The sequence below is a fragment of the Prescottella sp. D32 genome (assembly GCF_037287305.1).
In the GTDB taxonomy this organism is placed as follows: domain Bacteria; phylum Actinomycetota; class Actinomycetes; order Mycobacteriales; family Mycobacteriaceae; genus Prescottella; species Prescottella equi.
Genome location: NZ_JARBSW010000001.1, coordinates 1183373 through 1202008, shown reverse-complemented (window position 1 = coordinate 1202008; position 18636 = coordinate 1183373). Strand labels below are relative to the sequence as shown.

Annotated in this window: 16 protein-coding genes; 10 read left to right on the top strand and 6 right to left on the bottom strand. The window is 67.1% G+C overall.

The window, feature by feature from the left end; all coding sequences use genetic code 11:
* The first annotated feature begins 12 nt into the window (after nucleotides 1-12).
* The 3 genes from PSS76_RS05455 (at nucleotide 13) to PSS76_RS05445 (ending at nucleotide 2712) form a co-directional block, all read left to right on the top strand.
* Nucleotides 13-363, top strand: a complete 351-nt coding sequence (locus PSS76_RS05455) for a DUF4873 domain-containing protein (protein WP_005518011.1) — start codon at nucleotides 13-15, stop codon at nucleotides 361-363.
* 74 nt (nucleotides 364-437) lie between these two features.
* Complete coding sequence (locus PSS76_RS05450) at nucleotides 438-1811, top strand: ABC1 kinase family protein (RefSeq protein WP_064078829.1); 1374 nt, start codon at nucleotides 438-440, stop codon at nucleotides 1809-1811.
* A gap of 40 nt (nucleotides 1812-1851) precedes the next feature.
* Nucleotides 1852-2712 carry a polyphosphate kinase 2 family protein gene (locus tag PSS76_RS05445; protein WP_064078828.1) on the top strand — a complete coding sequence of 287 codons (861 nt, stop codon included), beginning with the start codon at nucleotides 1852-1854 and terminating at the stop codon, nucleotides 2710-2712.
* Between the two features lie 13 nt (nucleotides 2713-2725).
* On the opposite strand, the gene PSS76_RS05440 is transcribed toward PSS76_RS05445, so the two are convergent.
* Both PSS76_RS05440 and PSS76_RS05435 read right to left on the bottom strand, forming a co-directional pair.
* Nucleotides 2726-2947: a hypothetical protein gene (locus tag PSS76_RS05440; RefSeq protein ID WP_005518008.1), complete on the bottom strand. Its 222-nt coding sequence runs from the start codon at nucleotides 2945-2947 to the stop codon at nucleotides 2726-2728.
* A gap of 156 nt (nucleotides 2948-3103) precedes the next feature.
* Nucleotides 3104-4144, bottom strand: coding sequence for an NAD(P)-dependent alcohol dehydrogenase (locus tag PSS76_RS05435; protein ID WP_064058396.1), 1041 nt, complete (start codon nucleotides 4142-4144; stop codon nucleotides 3104-3106).
* Between the two features lie 178 nt (nucleotides 4145-4322).
* On the opposite strand from PSS76_RS05435, the gene PSS76_RS05430 reads away from it, so the two are divergent.
* Complete coding sequence (locus PSS76_RS05430) at nucleotides 4323-5801, top strand: endoglycoceramidase I (RefSeq protein ID WP_064058397.1); 1479 nt, start codon at nucleotides 4323-4325, stop codon at nucleotides 5799-5801.
* A gap of 75 nt (nucleotides 5802-5876) precedes the next feature.
* On the opposite strand, the gene metE is transcribed toward PSS76_RS05430, so the two are convergent.
* The 4 genes from metE to PSS76_RS05410 all read right to left on the bottom strand — a co-directional run bounded on the left by metE (nucleotide 5877) and on the right by PSS76_RS05410 (nucleotide 11774).
* A complete protein-coding gene (gene metE, locus PSS76_RS05425) occupies nucleotides 5877-8165 on the bottom strand; it encodes a 5-methyltetrahydropteroyltriglutamate--homocysteine S-methyltransferase (RefSeq protein WP_005518005.1) in 2289 nt (762 codons plus the stop codon).
* Between the two features lie 91 nt (nucleotides 8166-8256).
* Nucleotides 8257-9153, bottom strand: a complete 897-nt coding sequence (locus PSS76_RS05420; RefSeq protein ID WP_005518004.1) for a 3-hydroxybutyryl-CoA dehydrogenase — start codon at nucleotides 9151-9153, stop codon at nucleotides 8257-8259.
* A gap of 91 nt (nucleotides 9154-9244) precedes the next feature.
* Entirely contained in the window at nucleotides 9245-10534 is a 1290-nt protein-coding gene (gene aceA, locus PSS76_RS05415) for an isocitrate lyase (protein WP_005518003.1), read from the bottom strand.
* A gap of 448 nt (nucleotides 10535-10982) precedes the next feature.
* Nucleotides 10983-11774, bottom strand: coding sequence for a hypothetical protein (locus PSS76_RS05410; protein ID WP_064078845.1), 792 nt, complete (start codon nucleotides 11772-11774; stop codon nucleotides 10983-10985).
* 448 nt (nucleotides 11775-12222) lie between these two features.
* Here PSS76_RS05410 and ramB point away from each other — a divergent pair, with 448 nt between their 5' ends.
* From ramB to urtE, 6 genes are all read left to right on the top strand, one after another.
* The gene (gene ramB, locus PSS76_RS05405) at nucleotides 12223-13632 is read left to right on the top strand and encodes an acetate metabolism transcriptional regulator RamB (RefSeq protein ID WP_005518001.1); all 1410 of its coding nucleotides are present in this window, start codon (nucleotides 12223-12225) and stop codon (nucleotides 13630-13632) included.
* Between the two features lie 208 nt (nucleotides 13633-13840).
* Nucleotides 13841-15109, top strand: a complete 1269-nt coding sequence (gene urtA / locus PSS76_RS05400; protein WP_013417041.1) for an urea ABC transporter substrate-binding protein — start codon at nucleotides 13841-13843, stop codon at nucleotides 15107-15109.
* Between the two features lie 33 nt (nucleotides 15110-15142).
* Nucleotides 15143-16027: an urea ABC transporter permease subunit UrtB gene (gene urtB, locus PSS76_RS05395; protein ID WP_005517999.1), complete on the top strand. Its 885-nt coding sequence runs from the start codon at nucleotides 15143-15145 to the stop codon at nucleotides 16025-16027.
* Nucleotides 16024-17115: an urea ABC transporter permease subunit UrtC gene (urtC, locus tag PSS76_RS05390; protein WP_005517998.1), complete on the top strand. Its 1092-nt coding sequence runs from the start codon at nucleotides 16024-16026 to the stop codon at nucleotides 17113-17115. Before urtB ends, urtC begins: the two co-directional genes overlap by 4 nt.
* Nucleotides 17112-17909, top strand: a complete 798-nt coding sequence (gene urtD, locus PSS76_RS05385; RefSeq protein WP_005517997.1) for an urea ABC transporter ATP-binding protein UrtD — start codon at nucleotides 17112-17114, stop codon at nucleotides 17907-17909. Before urtC ends, urtD begins: the two co-directional genes overlap by 4 nt.
* A gap of 2 nt (nucleotides 17910-17911) precedes the next feature.
* Nucleotides 17912-18604, top strand: a complete 693-nt coding sequence (urtE, locus tag PSS76_RS05380; RefSeq protein ID WP_005517996.1) for an urea ABC transporter ATP-binding subunit UrtE — start codon at nucleotides 17912-17914, stop codon at nucleotides 18602-18604.
* Nucleotides 18605-18636: the final 32 nt, after the last annotated feature.

Sequence of the window (18636 nt, the reverse complement as noted above, 5' to 3'; positions counted from 1 at the left end):
TATCGTTGTCGTGTGACTCACTTCACGGACGACGCGGACGGGCACGACCACGACGAGCCGGACGGCTACCGCGGGCCGGCCCACGTGGTCGTCGGGCAGCGCCCCCCGGTGATCGTCGACGTCGAACTGTCGGGCAACTTCGAGCCGATCAGCGGTCGGTTCGTGTGGCGGGGACGTGTCCGCGAACTGACGCACGCTCTCGGCGAGGACGCGGCGCCCGTCGGCACCGACCTGACGATCACGACGTCAGAGGGCAGTGGCACCGCCCGCGTGAGCGGGCTGGACCTGTGGGGCAGCCACATGGTCGACGGACTCACCCGGCCACCGTTTCCCGTCATGGAGGACACCGAGGGACTGCTCTAGTGTGACGTGTGGCACGTCGCCACCGAACACACGTTGCAGCAGTCCCTTGTCGCTTCTCGCATCCGGAGGTCCAGTTGGCCGACAAGGTTCCCACGTCCCGCCTCGTCCGGGGTTCGAAGCTCGGGCAGGTCGCGGCGGGCCGCGTGATCCGCAACGCCGGCACGCGCGTGTCGATGGTCGGGCGCTCCGAGGAGGTCCGTGCGCGGATCGCCGAGAATTCGGTGCTGGCGGCCGCCGACCAGCTCGTGACGGTGCTGGGCAGCATGAAGGGCGTCGCGATGAAACTCGGGCAGATGCTCTCGATCCTCGATCTCGACCTGGTGCCGGAGGCTCATCGCGAGGAGTTCCAGCGCAAGCTCGCCGCACTGCGGGACCAGGCTCCCACCGCACCGTTCGAGACCATGCGCCGGGTGATCGAGGCCGACTACGGCCGTCCGGCCTCCGACGTGTTCGCCGAGTTCGATCCCGCACCCGTCGCGGCCGCGTCCATCGGTCAGGTGTACCGCGCCCGCCTGCACGACGGCCGGGACGTCGCGGTCAAGGTGCAGTATCCGGGGATCGACGCCGCGATCCGCGCCGACATGAAGAATCTGACGATGTTCCTCAAGGTGTGGAAGTCGACGGTTCCGACGCTGTCGACGCCCGCGCTGCTCAACGAATTGCGGCTGAACTTCGAGGGCGAACTCGACTACGAGCGCGAGGCGCGCACGCAGCACGCGATCGCGCAGCTGTATACGGGCCATCCGTTCGTCGCGGTACCGGACAGCATCCCGGAGCTGAGCACGCGGCGGGTGCTCGTGAGCGAGTTCTTCGAGGGATCTCCGTTCACGAGTATCTGCGCGCTCCCGCAGGACGAGCGAAACCGCATCGGCGAGATCATCTTCCGCTTCTACATCGGGTCGCTGTACCGGTACCACGAGTTCTGCGGCGATCCGCATCCCGGGAACGTGCTGCTCGGCACCGACGGCCGGGTCGCGTTCGTCGACTTCGGACTGTTCAACCGCATGGACGCCGAACACGTCGAGTTCGAGAAGCAGTGCCTGCGCGCCGCGACGGAGGGGCGCAGAGACGATCTCTACGCGCTGATGGTGCGCCGCGGTGTCATCGCGCCGGACGCCGACGTCACGCCCGACGAGTGCCTCGAGTACGTGTACGCGGCCGCCGAGTGGAATCTGGTGGACGAGGAGATCGCCATCACCCCGGAGATGGCGAGCACCGGGTTCCTCCTGGCGATCGATCCGCGGGCGTCGGAGTTCTCGGGCATGAAGAGCCAGAACCTGCCGCCCGAGCACCTTTTCTCGCGCCGCGCCGATTTCCTCACCTTCGGCGTCCTGGGTCAGCTCGACGCGAGCGCCAACTGGCACCGCATCGGCCGCGAGTGGGTGTACGGCGACGCGCCTGCCACGGAACTCGGCGTCGCCGAGGAACGCTGGCGTTCGGACCGCTGAATCCACCCTCTGTGGCAGTCGTTGTGGCACAGTTCGGTCCATGCCTGCGGACGCGAGTGACCTGTGGACCACCCCCGCCGTCGAAGCGCTCCGCGCAGGACCGCACACCCGGGTCTCCGAGATCGACCCCCGCGCCACGCCGGGGTTCACCGGGAACAAGGCCGACGGCGAGCGCATGCTCGAGGAGCGCGGCGCGGTGCTGTCGTCGCTGCAGGAGAAGCTGTACGCCAACGGCCGCTCGGGAGACAAGCGTTCGGTACTGCTGATCCTGCAGGGCATGGACACCGCCGGGAAGGGCGGCATGGTCCGGCACGTCATCGGCCACGTCGATCCCCAGGGCGTCGACCACGCCGCGTTCGGGGTCCCGACGCCCGAGGAGAAGCGCCACCACTACCTGTGGCGGATCAACAAGGCACTGCCTCGCGGCGGTCAGTTGGGGGTGTTCGACCGCTCGCACTACGAGGACGTGCTGGTGGTGCGGGTGCACAATCTGGTCCCGCCCGACGTGTGGGCCGGTCGCTACGAGGAGATCAACCAGTTCGAACGCGAACTGGTCCACAACGGCACCACCATCGTGAAGGTCGCGATGTTCGTGTCGCTGGACGAACAGAAGCGCCGGCTGGCCGAGCGACTCGAGCGCCGCGACAAGTTCTGGAAGTACAACCCCGGGGACGTCACCGAGCGCAAGTTGTGGCCGCAGTACCAGGAGGCCTACCAGGCGATGCTCGACAAGACGTCGACGGAGCACGCACCGTGGTACGTGGTCCCGTGTGATCGCAAGTGGTACAGCCGCATTGCCGTCACCGAACTACTGGTAGACGCACTGCGGCGGCTCGACCTCGACTGGCCTCCGGCCGAGTTCGACATCGAGGTCGAGAAGGAGCGGTTGGCACTGTCGTGACGAGCGCGTGCCGTCAGAGCATGTGAGGGGTGCTGTGGTGCATCTTCTGATCGTGTCGGGTGACGCCGCCGAAGATCGCGGCGGACCCGGACAGCAGGGCCAGTGAGGCCAGTCCCGCGATGACCGCCCACCCGGCGAAGCCTCCGCCCGCCGCGACCAGGAACAGCCCGGCCGCCGCGATGCCCGTCAGGGCCAGTCCGTACCCGGCCCACCCAGCGAAGTCGTTGAGAGTCATTCGCTGTCCCTCCTCCGTGTCGGCATAGAGGTCCGTGCTTCGACGCTACGCCGCCCGAACGCGCTGCGCGAGAAACCGACCGGTCGATGCCGCTCCCGAAAGCCCTCCCGCGGAAGCGATCGCATCCGCGGGAGGTCAGGACGGGAGCGGCGCCCGTCAGAAGGTCGAGGCGTCGATCACGAAGCGGTAGCGCACGTCGCTGGCGACGACGCGGTCGTAGGCCTCGTTGATCCGGTCGGCGGGGATCACCTCGATCTCCGCGCCGATACCGTGCTGCGCGCAGAAATCCAGCATCTCCTGCGTCTGCGCGATGCCACCGACCAGCGACCCGGCCAGGCTGCGACGATTCTTGAGCAGCGAGAATCCGCGGACACTGATCGGGTTCTCGGGCAGGCCGAGCTCGACCAGCGTGCCGTCGATCGCGAGCATCGACAGGTAGCGGTCCATGTCGAGGTTCACCGACACGGTGTTGAGGATCAGGTCGAACTTCCCGCGCAGCGCCTTGAAGGTCTCCTTGTCGGCGGTCGCGTAGTAGTGGTCGGCGCCGAAGCGCAGGCCGTCGTCCTTCTTGCTCAGCGACTGGCTGAGCACGGTGACCTCGGCGCCCATCGCGTGCGCGATCTTCACGCCGACGTGGCCCAGTCCGCCCATACCGACGATCGCGACCTTCTTGCCGGGGCCGGCGCCCCAGTGCGCGAGCGGCGAGTACAGCGTGATGCCGGCGCACAGCAGCGGCGCCGCGACATCCAGTTCGAGACCGTCCGGGATCGACAGGACGAAGTCCTCGTCCACGACGACGTGCGTGGAATACCCACCAGCCGTGCGCTTTCCGTCCCGCCCGACGGTGTTGTAGGTGTCGACGACGCCGTTCTCGCAGTACTGCTCCTCGCCGGCTTCGCAGCTGGCGCACGTGCGGCAGGAGTCGACGAAGCAGCCGACGCCCACGCGGTCCCCGACGGCGTGCCTGGTGACCTCGGACCCGACCTGCGCGACGACGCCGGCGATCTCGTGGCCCGGCACGACCGGGTAACTGGTGCCGCCCCACTCGTTGCGGGCGGTGTGGATGTCGGAATGGCAGATGCCGGCGTACTTGATCTCGATCAGGACGTCGCGCGGCCCGACCTCGCGGCGTTCGATGGTGGTCTTCTCGAGAGGGGCGTCGGCGGAGTTCGCCGCGTAGGCGGAAGCGGTAAGCATCCCCCATGCCTACCCGTTACCGGCGAGTACGCGCAAAGAACCAGGACTGACCTGCACCGGAGAAATGGACCGTTTCCCCCGAAACGCTCCGCGCGGATCGCGATCCGCCTTACCATCCCCGACAACTGAACATGTGTCCATATCCGCTGGGACCATCCGACGCGAACCGAGGGATCGAATGCGCAAAACCGTTGTCGCATTCGCTGCGGCGATCGCAGCGTGCTCAGCCGTCCTGTCGTCCACGACCGCTTCCGCGGCGCCACCGCCCACGCCGATCACCACGCTGCAGGCCGACGGCACCCACCTCGTCGACGGCTACGGACGCACCGTACTTCTGCACGGCGTCAACAATGTCGACAAGGATGCGCCCTACCTGCCCGCGGGTGAGACGCTCACACCGCAGGACATCGACATCCTGGTCCGGCACGGCTTCAACACGGTCCGTCTGGGCACCTCGTTCGACGCGTTGATGCCGCAACGCGGGCAGATCGACGAGGCGTACCTCGACCGGCTCACCGGCGTGGTCGACGCCCTCACCGCCCGCGGGATCCACGTCCTGCTCGACAACCACCAGGACGGTCTCTCGAAGGCATGGGGTGGCAACGGCTTTCCCGAGTGGGCCATCGAGTCCCGACCCCGCGAGTGGGAACCGAACCCCGGGTTCCCGCTCTACTACCTGATGCCGAGCCTCAACGCGGGCTGGGACGAGGTGTGGGGCAACACGCACGGCGCGCTCGACCATCTCGGCACCGCGCTCGGCGCACTGGCCGAGCGCGTGGAGGGCAAACCGGGCGTGATGGGGATCGAGCTGTTGAACGAGCCGTGGCCCGGGTCGCGGTTCCTCTCGTGCTTCCCGAACGGGTGCCCGGATTTCGACCGCACGTACCAGGCCGCGATGCAGAAACTGACCGACGCCGTTCGCGCACAGAACCCGACGATTCCGGTGTACTGGGAGCCCAACGTCACATGGAACCAGATGATGCCGTCGAATCTGTTCGCTCCACCCGTCACACCCGCCCTCACCACCGCCGACGTCGTCTTCGCGCCGCACGACTACTGCATCCCCAGTCAGCTCGCCATCTATCTCGGACTGCCGCAAGCGCTGCGCGGGTTGTGTGTTCCGCAGCAGGACCTCACGTGGTCGAACATCGACGCGATCACCGAGCGCGCGAATGTCCCGACCGTGATCACCGAGTTCGGCGACGGTGATCCGACGGTTCTGAAGAACACGCTCGCGCGTGCCGACGAACGCTTCATCGGTTGGCAGTACTGGCATTTCGGTGCCGGCAACGCCACCGACCCGTTCCTCGGCGAGGTGGGACGTCAGCTCGTACGCACATATCCACAGGCCACGGCCGGTGAGCCCGGGCGGATGACCTTCGACGCCGACAACGGTGACTTCGCGTACCGCTTCACACCGCGGGCGGCGACGCGGCCCACCGAGATCTTCGTGTCGGATCTGCACTACCCGGACGGATACGCGGTGCAGGTCGACGGCGGACAGGTCACGTCCGCGCCCGGCGCCCGGATCGTCACCGTAGTCGCCGACGGCAGCGGACCGGTCACGGTCAAGATCAACCGCCCGGGCTCGGCGGGCGCCGAGGTGCCCGACGGTCCGATCGAGACGAGTTCGTCGGGCAGCTCCGGAAGCTCCTAGGACCTTCCGAACACAGCACACCGGGAGCGGATCCGCAGACGATCCGCTCCCGGTGTGCTGCAAGGGTCGGCGTGCCTACCCCTGCGCGGCACGCCGCCGCAAACGCCGAGCCGCAGCCACGAGGTTGCGCAGCGACGGCTCGAGCTGCCAGTAGTGGCGGGTCTTGAGCCCGCCGTCGGGGTTGGCCCACAGCCGGTCGAGATCCACGGATTCGGCGGCCTCGGTGAGCAGCGCGTCGAGTTCGTCGATGTCGGGGATCCGGGCCGAACGGCTCTCGTACACACCGGGTCCGACGCCGTGCGTGAGCGCCTTCTCCTTGATGGCCTCGAGCACCCAGCTGATCGACCGGGTCGCGACGATCGCCGTGACGTCGGCGTCGAGTCGTTCGATCGCGTCCACGACGGACCGCTGACCGGAGTAGGTCAGGTGCGTGTGGATCTGGGTCGCCGGCTTGGCGCCGCCCGTCGCGAGACGGAAAGCGTCGACGGCCCAGTCCAGGTACTCCTTGCGCCCGGTCTCCCGCAGCGGCAACAGTTCCCGGACGGCCGGCTCGTCGACCTGGATGATCGCGATACCGGCGGCCTCGAGATCGGCGATCTCGTCCCGGATGGCCAGCGCCAACTGGTCGGCGGTCTCGTGCAGCGGCTGGTCCTGGCGCACGAACGAGCGTGCCAGCATCGTGACCGGTCCGGTGAGCATGCCCTTGACCGGCTTGTCGGTCAGGGACTGAGCGTACGTGATCCATTCGACCGTCATCGGCTTCGGACGACGGACGTCGCCGTACAGCACCGGCGGACGGGTGCACCGTGAGCCGTACGCCTGCACCCAACCGTTGTGGGTGAACGCGTAGCCCTCGAGCAGTTCGGCGAAGTACTGCACCATGTCGTTGCGCTCGTGCTCGCCGTGGACGAACACGTCCAGGCCGATGTCCTCCTGCAGCGCGATCGTCTTGGCGATCTCGTCCTGGATCCGCTTGTAGTACTCGTCCCAGTCGAGGCGTCCTTCACCCAGTTCGTAACGGGCCTGGCGGATCTCGTCGGTCTGCGGGAACGAGCCCAGCGTGGTCGCGGGCACGGGCGGCAGGTTCAGGCGTGCCTGCTGCGCGATCCGGCGCTCCTCGTACGGGGCGCGGACGCGATGCTCCGGCTTGATCGCGTTGACCCGGGCGCGGACGTCGTGCTTCTGCTTGAAGTGCACCGACGTCGGCTTCTTGCGCCACCGCTCCGACGGCCCCTCGGTGAGGGCCTTCGCGAGCGAGACCACTTCGCCCACCTTCTGTTTCGCGAAGGCGAGCCGGTCGGCGACGTCGCCGGGCATGTCGTACTCCATGAGCACGTCGTACGGGACGTGCAGCAGTGAGCACGACGTCGAGACGACCAGATCGGGGGTGACGTCCTTGATCTGGTTGAGGTACGTCAGGGTGTTGAACCGGTCGACACGCCACACGTTGCGGCCGTCGACGATGCCCGCATAGATGCGCTTGCGGCGAATACCCGGCACCTTCGCCAGTTCCTCGGCGGTGATGCGCCCGTTGATCAGGTCCAGACCCAGCGCCTCGACAGGTGTCGCGGCCAGGATCGGCAGGGCCTCCCCCAGCGACCCGTACGGGCCGGTGACGAGGATGCGCGGACGCAGCGGCGCGTGGGCGAGCTTGTCGTACGCGCGGCCGAGAGCGGCGAGCTCATCCGCGGTCCGGTCCTCGGTGAAACACGGCTCGTCCAGCTGGACACACGTCGCGCCGGCCTTGGCCAGCTGCGCGAACAGCTTCTCGTACTCGGGCAGCAGCCGGTCGAGGAGGTCGAGGGGCGCGAAACCCTCTGCGGTGGAATCGGGCGCGATCTTCGACAGCAGCAGCAGCGAGAGTGGGCCGAGGACCACCGGGCGCAGCTCGATGCCGCGGGCCTTGGCGCGCTCGAACTCGTCGAGCAGCGTCTCCGAATGCAGCTCGAACGTCGTGTTCTCCGACAGTTCGGGCTGCCGGTAGTGGTAGTTGGTGCCGAAGAAGCGCACCAGCTCGAGCGGCGGGAAGTCGGGCCGGCCGCGAGCCATCGTGAAGTAGAAGTCGAGCGGGTCCAGCTCACCCTCGAGCGGAGCGAACCGCTCGGGGACCGCGCCGAACAGCAGCGCGTTGTCGAGCACGTGGTCGTAGTAGGAGAACGTGTTGCCGGGGACCTGGGTCAACCCGGTGGCAGCCAGCTCGCTCCAGGTCTGCTCCTGCAGTTCCCTTGCGACGGAGACGAGTTCGGCCTTGGAGCCGGTGCCGTGCCAGTAGGCCTCGAGAGCTCGCTTGAGTTCACGGCGGGGCCCGATGCGGGGGTATCCGAGGACGCTGGATCCGTACCCGGCGGTGTTTGCGGCGGACATGCGGATCGACCTTTCGTAGGCGGCTACGCCGCCCGTGCGCCTTTCCGGTAGCGGGAGCTACCAAAAAGGCGCACGGGTGCGGAGCGCTTGTTCAGCTTGCCTTCTTCGTGACACGGCCGTTGTCGGCGTATTCGTAGAAGCCGGCGCCCGACTTCTTGCCGACGAGCCCTGCCTCGACCATCCGCAGCAGCAGTGGCGGGGCCGAGTACAGCGGCTCCTTGAACTCCTCGTACATCGAGTCGGCGATCGACTTGACGGTGTCAAGTCCCACCAGATCGGTCAGCGCGAGCGGACCCATCGGGTGCGCACATCCGAGCACCATCGCCTTGTCGACATCTTCCTTGGTGGCGAAGCCCGACTCCACCATGCGGATCGCGGAGAGCAGGTACGGCACGAGCAACGCGTTGACGACGAAGCCGGACCGGTCCGCAGACCGCACGACCTGCTTGCCGAGCAGCTCGCTCGCGAACGCCTCCGCTCGTGCCGACACCGCGGGGCTGGTCTTGAGCGTGGTGACCAGTTCCACGAGCGGGAGGACGGGAACGGGGTTGAAGAAGTGCATGCCGATGACGCGTTCCGGCGCACTCGTCGCAATCCCCAGCTTCATGATCGGGATCGAGGACGTGTTCGATGCGAGCACCGCGTCCGGATCCGTGACGATCGAGTCGAGTTCGGCGAAGATCTCGCTCTTGATCTTCTCGTCCTCGACGACGGCCTCCACTACGAGCTGCCGGTCGGCGAAGTCGCCGAGGTCGGAGGTGAAGCGCAGCCGCCAGGCGGCCTGCTCCCGCTCGCGTTCGGTGATCTTGCCGCTGCTCACGCCACGGTCGAGCGAGCGCAGGATGCGCGAGCGTCCTGCTGCCGCGAGTTCGCGGCTCGGCTCGTACACCAGCACGTCGACGTGTGCACGGGCGCACACCTCGGCGATTCCGGAACCCATGATGCCGGCGCCGATCACGCCGACGCGCTGAATCTTTTCGCTGGTCACGTCAGCTCCTTTTTCGGAAGTGGAGGTCGGGTCCCCGGGAGGGATCGACGTGGAGGACACCCCGCCGATCCCTCCCGAGAGGTCGAGAGGCCTAGTGGAACTGGCCCTCTTCGGTGGAGCCCTTGAGGGCTGCCGTCGAGGTGTTGGGGTCGACGGTGGTGGCGATGCTGTCGAAGTAGCCGGCGCCGACCTCACGCTGGTGCTTGATGGCGGTGAAGCCGCGCTCCTCGGCAGCCTTGAACTCGCGCTCCTGCAGGTCGACGAAGGCGGTCATGCCCTCGCGGGCGTAGCCGTGCGCCAGGTCGAACATGCCGTAGTTGAGCGAGTGGAAGCCGGCCAGGGTGATGAACTGGAACTTGAAGCCCATCGCGCCGAGCTCCTTCTGGAACTTCGCGATGGTCGCGTCGTCCAGGTGCGCCTTCCAGTTGAAGGACGGCGAGCAGTTGTACGCCAGCAGCTGGTCCGGGAACTCGCTGCGGACGGCCTCGGCGAACTTCTTGGCGACCTCGAGGTCCGGCACACCGGTCTCCATCCAGATGAGGTCGGAGTACGGGGCGTAGGCCTTGGCGCGGGCGATGCAGGGCTCGATGCCGTTCTTGACGCCGTAGAAGCCCTCGGCGGTGCGGGTGCCGTCGAGGAACTCGCGGTCACGCTCGTCGACGTCGGAGGTCAGCAGCGTGGCGGCCTCGGCGTCGGTGCGGGCGATGACGACCGTCGGGACGTCGGCGACGTCGGCGGCCAGACGCGCGGAGGTGAGGGTGCGGATGTGCTGCTGGGTCGGGATGAGCACCTTGCCACCGAGGTGGCCGCACTTCTTCTCCGACGCGAGCTGGTCCTCCCAGTGCGAACCGGCGACACCGGCCGCGATCATGGCCTTCTGCAGCTCGTAGACGTTGAGGGCGCCACCGAAGCCGGCCTCACCGTCGGCGACGATCGGAGCGAGCCAGTTGTCGACGGAGGTGTCACCTTCGACCTTGGCGATCTCGTCGGCGCGCAGCAGCGCGTTGTTGATGCGGCGGACGACCTGCGGAACCGAGTTCGCCGGGTACAGCGACTGGTCCGGGTAGGTGTGGCCGGAGAGGTTGGCGTCGCCGGCGACCTGCCAGCCGGAGAGGTAGATGGCCTTGAGGCCCGCGCGGACCTGCTGGACGGCCTGGTTGCCGGTGAGCGCACCGAGCGAGTTGATGTAGTCCTCGTTGTTGACGAGATCCCAGAGGATCTCGGAGCCGCGACGAGCGAGGGTGGCCTCTTCGACCACGGTGCCCTGCAGCTTGACGACCTGCTCGGCCGTGTAGTTGCGCGTGACGCCCTTCCAGCGGGGGTTGGTGTCCCAATCCTTCTGGATCTCTTCTGCGGTCCTCGGGGTGCCGGTGGTCGACATCGAAAGCTCCACTTCTTGTCTGCTGCTTCGACCGGTACGGATGTACTGCTTCACATCGTTGCCAGGCCGTTCGGATGTACGAACCGAGAATGGCACAGCCGAAAACCGCCGTCTACCTGTTGCTAATGCCAATCTTCGCTAGCTTTTCATTTCAATCTGCAAAGCTTGCTAATTTTCATAGAGCCAAGCAGTTGCTTGGGTTACCGATCAGTAGCAATGAAAGTTACCCGCAAGTAGGCCCTCACCTCGGGGTTAGCGCGAAAACCGGACAGGACCCCGAGAGGTGAAGTTGGACACGTCGGACACCCGAACCGGACAGCGCCCTCACCGAACCGTTCGCAGGCTTGTGAGGGCAATCACAGGAATCGGACAGCGTTCCGTACACCGGAACGGTCGGGAATCGGCGTCACAGATACTTCGGGCCTCGCGGGTAGCCGCGTCGGCGGCGCTACTGCCGGCCGAGAATGGCCACGCGCGCGAAGCCGTACCGCGCGTCGAGGGCAGCCGTCGACCCGGACAGGTCGTAGGCATGGGAGCCGAACTCGGCACACTCGATGACCGCGGAACCCGTGACGATCGGCGACAGCCGCGTGACCTCCCACTGGGTGTGGACCAGTGTCGGCATCTCCGCACCGGTCCCCGAGCCGCTCACGACGTCCTCCCGCCACGACTGACACGCGAGCCAGTCGGGGGTGAGCTGTACCTGTTCGCCGTCGCATTCGGCCAGCTCGACGTGGCCCACCACTCCCCTGCCGACGCCGTCGACCGGGGGGATGGAGAAGCCCATCCCGCCGACGCCGTTCACCAGGCTCAGCGCCGTGTGCGGTAGGTCCGGCAGAGAGAACGGGTCGCGGTCGCCCTCCTCGATGGGGGCGCCGACGAGGAAGTCCGACGTGTACGCGCTCTCGTCCTGCTCTCCCGGCAACAGACAGTTGCACGACATCCCGGCGAACAACCGACCGACCGGAACACCCACGGCGTCCGAGTCCGCGGACAGTGGTTCGACGATCCACACCGCCAGTTGGGGCCGATCCGCGACCGCGAAGGGCTCGGGCAGGAGCGCGCGGGCGAATCCCCGGCTCACGTCTGTCGTGAGGACGAGCCAGCGGGCGGCCACGGCTACCGCGTCGGCCTCCGTCGCCGGCCCGGCGGTCTCGTCGTCCGGCGCTGCCGCCACCTCGACGGGGCCGACCGCGTCCGACGGCTCCACGGACCCCGACGCCACGGAACCGGATTCCACGGCGTCACTGGACGGGAGGAGTGTCGAAGCGCGAAGTCCGACGCGAGCTCGGCGCTTGGAGGTGAAGATCATCGTGGCCTCTGGCGGTTCCTGGTCGAATGCCGGGCCGACGCGGGGCCGACCGGCGACACTGCAGCAGAGAACGGCCCACGCCCGGTGCGGAGGGCGAGCGTGAACCGGGGGCTCCCGCCCTGCGGAGGGCGCCCACGTCCGTGCGCTCGGGACGCGCGAGCCCCCACCGCTCGCCCCAAACTGCCTAGCAACCAATGCTTTACACAATCGATCAATGACTGTCGCCAAGCTTTTGCCACCGTCACCGAGATGTCAAGGCTTGTGCCTGAAACGTCATGTTCGGTCTGTTGTTCGTTTCGTCCGTGAACACCTCTCGGCGTGCCGATGCTAAGCCGAGCCTTTGCACGGTTAGCAGGGCGCTCGTACGCTGGCGAGCATGTCCAAGACCTTCGTCGGCGCCCGGCTGCGACAGCTCCGCACCGAGCGTGGCCTGAGCCAGGCCGCCCTCGCCAAGACGCTGGACATCTCGGCCAGCTACCTCAACCAGATCGAGCACGACGTGCGCCCGCTGACCGTGCCGGTGCTGTTGCGGATCAGTGAGGTGTTCGGGGTCGACACCACGTTCTTCTCGTCGCAGGACGACACCCGGTTGATCGCCGAGCTGCGCGAGGTGGCTCTCGACAAGGACATGGGCATCGACGCCGATGCGCAGGAGATCGCGGAGATGGTGTCGTCGCATCCGGGTCTGGCCAAGGCGATGGTGAACATGCACCGCCGCTTCCGGAACACGTCGGCGCAGTTGGCCGCGGCCACCGAGGACCGGTTCAGCGACGGCAGCGGCAGCGGGTCGATCACGATGCCGCACGAGGAAGTGCGCGACTACTTCTATCAGCGGCAGAACTACATCCACGACCTCGACACCGCCGCGGAGGACCTCACCGCGCGCCTGCGCTTCCACCGCGGCGACATCGCCGACGGGATCGCCCGGCGGCTCGAGAACCTGCACGACGTCCAGATCGTCCGCCGCATCGATCTCGGCGAGAACGTGCTGCACCGCTACGACCCGGAGACCCGGGTGCTCGAGATCTCGCCCGCGCTGTCGGGTGGGCAGCAGGTGTTCAAGTTCGCGACCGAGCTCGCCTACCTCGAGTGCGGCGATCTGCTCCGCCGGCTGGTGGACGAGGGCAACTTCACCTCCGACGAGGCCCGCTCGCTCGCGATGCTCGGCCTCGCCAACTACTTCGCGGCGGCCACGGTGCTGCCGTACGGCCAGTTCCACGAGATCGCGGAGGACTTCCGGTACGACATCGAGCGGCTGTCGGCGTTCTACGCGATCAGCTACGAGACGATCTGTCACCGGCTGTCGACGCTGCAGCGCCCGAAGCAGCGGGGCGTGCCGTGGTCGTTCGTCCGAGTCGACCGCGCCGGCAACATGTCGAAGCGTCAGTCCGCCACCGGTTTCCACTTCTCGTCCAGCGGCGGCACGTGCCCGCTGTGGAACGTGTACGAGACGTTCGCGTACCCCGGCAAGATCATGACGCAGATCGCGCAGATGCCGGACGGCCGCAACTACCTGTGGGTGGCGCGCACCGTCGAGCGCCGCGCGCAGCGGTACGGGCAGCCCGGCAAGACGTTCGCGATCGGTCTGGGATGCGAGCTGCGGCACGCGCCGCGGGTGGTCTACGCCGACGGTCTCGATCTCGGTGGCAGCACCGCCACCCCGATCGGTGCCGGCTGCCGTGTGTGCGAGCGGATGAACTGCCCGCAGCGGGCCTTCCCTCCCCTGGGCAAGGAACTCGACATCAACGAGCACCGCAGCTCGGTGTCGCCGTACACGATCCTCTGATCCACCAGCACCTTTCCCGATAGTCGGGTCTCGTCCGTCGAGGCCGCGTGAGCTCCTGTTCATGCGTACGTAATACGCGACACGAACTCGTGATCCACAGACATTCCGGCGCAACAACTTCCGCCTACTGTCTCGAATCACGGATACAGCGTCGTATACGTACCTCTCCGCAGCTCAGCGTCATTCCTCTCGACGGAAAGGCTCGTTCATGCCCACGTTCTCGAAGCGTGCTCTCACCGCCCCGGCCGCACTCGCGGCCCTCGGCCTGGTTCTCACCGCCTGCGGCAGCAAGGCGTCGGACACCTCGGCCGCCGGTACGACGTCCACCGCGTCCTGCGTCGACACGTCGGGCGACACGATCAAGGTCGGTTCGCTCAACTCGCTGTCCGGCACGATGGCGATCAGCGAGGTCACCGTCCGCGACTCCATCGCCCTCGCGGTCGAGGAGATCAACAACGCCGGCGGCGTGCTCGGCAAGAAGATCCAGGTCGTCGCCGAGGACGGCGCGTCCGAGCCGACGGTGTTCGCAGAGAAGGCCGAGAAGCTCATCAGCAGCGACTGTGTCGCAGCCGTTTTCGGTGGTTGGACGTCGTCGAGCCGCAAGGCGATGCTGCCGGTGTTCGAGGACAACAATGCGCTGCTGTACTACCCCGTGCAGTACGAGGGCCTCGAGGACTCCCCCAACATCTTCTACACCGGCGCGACCACCAACCAGCAGATCGTTCCCGCGCTGGACTACCTGAAGGAGAAGGGCGTCAAGTCGCTGTACCTGGTGGGCAGCGACTACGTCTTCCCGCAGACCGCCAACCGGATCATCAAGGCGTACGCGGCCGCCAACGGCATCGAGATCAAGGGCGAGGACTACACGCCGCTCGGTTCCACCGACTTCTCGACGATCGTCAACAAGGTCCGCACCGCCGACGCCGACGCCGTCTTCAACACCCTCAACGGTGATTCGAACGTCGCGTTCTTCCGCGAGTACGCCAATGTGGGTCTGAAAGCCGCTGACATGCCGGTGGTCTCGGTGTCGATCGCCGAGGAGGAGGTGGGCGGCATCGGTGCGCAGAACGTGACCGGTCAGCTCACCGCCTGGAACTACTACCAGACCGTCGACTCGCCCGAGAACAAGAAGTTCGTCGACGCATACAAGGCGAAGTACGGAGCGAACAAGCCGACGTCGGATCCGATGGAGGCCGCCTACACGTCGGTGTACTTGTGGAAGAACACCGTCGAGAAGGCCGATTCGTTCGCGGTGGCCGACGTCCAGGCCGCGGCCGACGGTGTCAGCTTCCAGGCACCGGAGGGCCTGGTGACCATCGACGGCGACAACCACCACATCACCAAGACCGCGCGCATCGGCGAGATCCGCGGCGACGGCCTGATCTACACCGTGTGGGAGTCCGACGGCCCGATCCAGCCGGACCCGTACCTCGAGAGCTACGACTGGGCGAAGGACCTGTCCGGCTCGGGTAGCTAGCTCACGAACAACGACGAGGAAGGGCGGGCACCGATGGATGTCGTTATCGGGCAGCTGTTCACCGGCCTGAGCATCGGGTCGATCCTGTTGTTGGCGGCACTGGGCCTGTCGCTGACCTTCGGCCAGATGGGCGTGATCAACATGGCCCACGGCGAATTCATCATGGCCGGCTCGTACACCGCGTACGTGGTGCAGCAGGTCGTTTCGAGCGCCGGGGCGTCGCTGCTGATCTCCCTGGTGGTGGGCTTCGTGGTGGGCGGCCTGATGGGCGTGCTGCTCGAGGCCACCTTGATCCGGCGGATGTACCACCGGCCGCTGGACACCCTGCTGGTGACTTTCGGTGTGGGACTGGTACTCCAGCAGCTGGCCCGGGACATCTTCGGTGCGCCCGCCGTCAACGTCGTCGCACCCACGTGGCTCACCGGCGGCGTGGAGATCCTCGGCGCCGTGGTGCCGAAGACCCGCATCTTCATCCTGGTGCTCGCGATCGTCGCGGTCGCGGTGCTGTCCTTCGCACTGGCGAAGACCTCGATGGGTCGCCGCATCCGGGCCGTCGTGCAGAACCGCGACCTTGCGGAGACCAGCGGAATCTCGTCGCGCCGAACCGATGTGACGACATTCTTCATCGGCTCCGGTTTGGCCGGCGTCGCCGGTGTCGCGCTCACGCTGATCGGGTCGACGAGCCCGACCATCGGCCAGTCGTACCTGATCGACGCATTCCTCGTGGTCGTGATCGGTGGCCTGGGCCGGCTGTCGGGTGCCGTGGTCGCGGCCTTCGCGCTCGGCATTCTGAACTCGTTCATCGAGTACTCGACCACGGCGTCGATCGCCAAGGTGATCGTGTTCGTGCTCATCGTCATCTTCCTGCAGGTCCGCCCGCAGGGACTGTTCGTCGCCAAGACAAGGAGCCTGGTATGACCGTGCTCAGTCGCTACCGGGTGTGGGTGGGATTCGCCGTCGCCGCGGTCGTCCTCTTCGGAGTCGCACCGGCCATGCTGTCGGACTTCCGGCTCAATCTCCTGGCCAAGTTCCTGTGCTTCGCGATAGTCGCGGTCGGCATCGGATTAGCTTGGGGCCGTGGAGGAATGCTCACCCTCGGACAGGGTGTGTTCTTCGGCCTCGGCGCCTACATCATGGCGATGCATCTCAAGATCGCCGACGCGGAACTGCGCGGGGACTCGGTGCCGGACTTCATGCAGATCGCCGGCATCCGCGAACTCCCCTCCTACTGGACGCCGTTCGCGGATCCGTTCACGACCATCGCCGCGATCCTGCTCGTTCCCGCATTCGTCGCGTTCCTGCTCGGCCTCGGCGTGTTCAAGCGCCGGGTCAAGGGCGCGTACTTCGCAATCCTGTCGCAGGCGCTCGCGGCGGCGTTCGCGATCCTGCTCATCGGCCAGCAGTCGATCGGTGGATCCAACGGCCTCAATCGGTTCCGCACGTTCTTCGGCTTCAATCTGTCCGATCCGGCGAACAAGCGGATGTTGTTCTTCATCGCAGCCGCCGTACTGCTGCTCGTCGTCGCCGCGACCCGGCAGTTGATGAACTCCCGCTACGGTGAGCTCCTGGTCGCGGTCCGCGATCAGGAGGAGCGGGTCCGGTTCCTGGGCTACGACCCCGCGAACATCAAGGTCGTGGCCTACACGGTCGCCGCGTTCTTCGCCGGCATCGCGGGCGCACTGTTCGTGCCGATCGTCGGCATCATCTCCCCCGCCGATGTGGGCATCGTCCCCTCGATCGCGTTCCTCATCGGGGTGGCGATCGGTGGCCGCACCACCCTGCTCGGGCCGGTGCTCGGCGCGATCGGTGTCGCGTGGGCACAGACCACCCTGTCGGAGAACTTTCCGTCGGCGTGGACGTACGCGCAGGGCCTGCTGTTCATCGTCGTCATCGGCTTCTTCCCGGCCGGCATCGCGGGGTTGGCCAAGCTCTTCGGACGGCGCCGGCGCGCCGCTCCCCTCGAAAGCGAACCCGAGTCCGCCCGCGAACTGGAGGTCGCACGATGACCGAACCCCAGCCCACCCTCGGCGGCAACGCCGGAATGTCCAGCCAGTACCTCGAGATTCGCGATCTGCGGGTCACATTCGACGGCTTCACCGCCGTCGACGGCGTCGACCTGACGCTGTTCCAGGGCGATCTACGCTTCCTCATCGGGCCCAACGGCGCCGGCAAGACCACGCTGGTGGACGCCGTCACCGGCCTGGTGCCGGCCACCGGTTCGGTCACCAAGTCCGGTGTCGAACTGCTGGGGCAGAAGGTCCACAAGATCGCCCGCTCGGGCGTTGGACGCACCTTCCAGACCGCGTCGGTGTTCGAGGACCTCACGGTCCTGCAGAACCTCGACATCGCCGCCGGCGCCGGACGATCCGCGCTGACACTGCTCCGCCGCCGCAGAAATGTCCTGCCGCAGATCGAGGAAGCCCTCGCTACGATCGGCCTGACCGACCTGCGCGACTGCAAGGCCGGCATCCTGCCGCACGGCCAGAAGCAGTGGCTCGAGATCGGCATGCTGCTGGTGCAGGACGCCGACGTCCTCCTGCTCGACGAGCCCGTGGCCGGCATGAGCCACGAGGAACGCGAAGAGACCGGGAACCTGTTGCGACGCATCGGCGCCGAGCGCACCGTCGTGGTCGTCGAGCACGACATGGACTTCATGCGGGCCTTCGCGACCTCCGTGACGGTGCTGGCCCGCGGCAAGGTCATCGCCGACGGCAGCGTCGAAGAGATTCAGGCCCACCCGATGGTGCAGCAGGTGTACCTCGGCACCGCGGCCGCCGCCGACGTTCTCGAGGAGGCCTGATCATGTTGGAGCTCGTCGACATCCGCACCGGCTACGGCCGCACCGAGATCATCCACGGCGCCACCGTCACCGTGCCCGCCGACGGCGTCGCCGCGGTCATGGGACACAACGGCGCCGGCAAGACCACGCTGCTGCGCGCCGCGGTCGGGCTGGCGAAGACGACGTCGGGCAAGGTCCTGCTGGACGGCCGGGACGTCACGAGGCTGCGGCCGAGCGCCCGTGTCGCCCGCGGCCTCGCGTACGTCCCGCAGGGCCAGCAGTCGTTCGGCCAGCTGACCGCACTCGAGAACATGCAGGTGGTCGCCGACGGCCGCAAGCGCGGCAAGGCGCTCATCGACGAGCAGCTGGCACTGTTCCCGGCACTCGAATCGCTACTCGACCGACGGGCCGGGCTGCTCTCGGGCGGTCAACGTCAGCAGCTGGCGATCGCCCGCGCACTCATCACCGAACCGCGCGTGCTGGTGCTCGACGAGCCGACCGAGGGCATCCAGCCGTCGGTCGTGGCCGAGATCGAATCCGCGATCGTCGAACTCACGCGCCGCGGCAATCTCGGTGTCCTCCTGGTGGAGCAGCACATCGGGTTCGCCCTGCAATCCGCCCAGCGCTACTACATCCTCGAGTCCGGCCGCGTCACGTCGACCGGTGCCGGCGGCGCCGACGCCGAGTCCGTCGTGCGCTCCGCCATGGCGATCTGACCTGCCGCTCTCACCGGCCTCCGCTGCTCCCT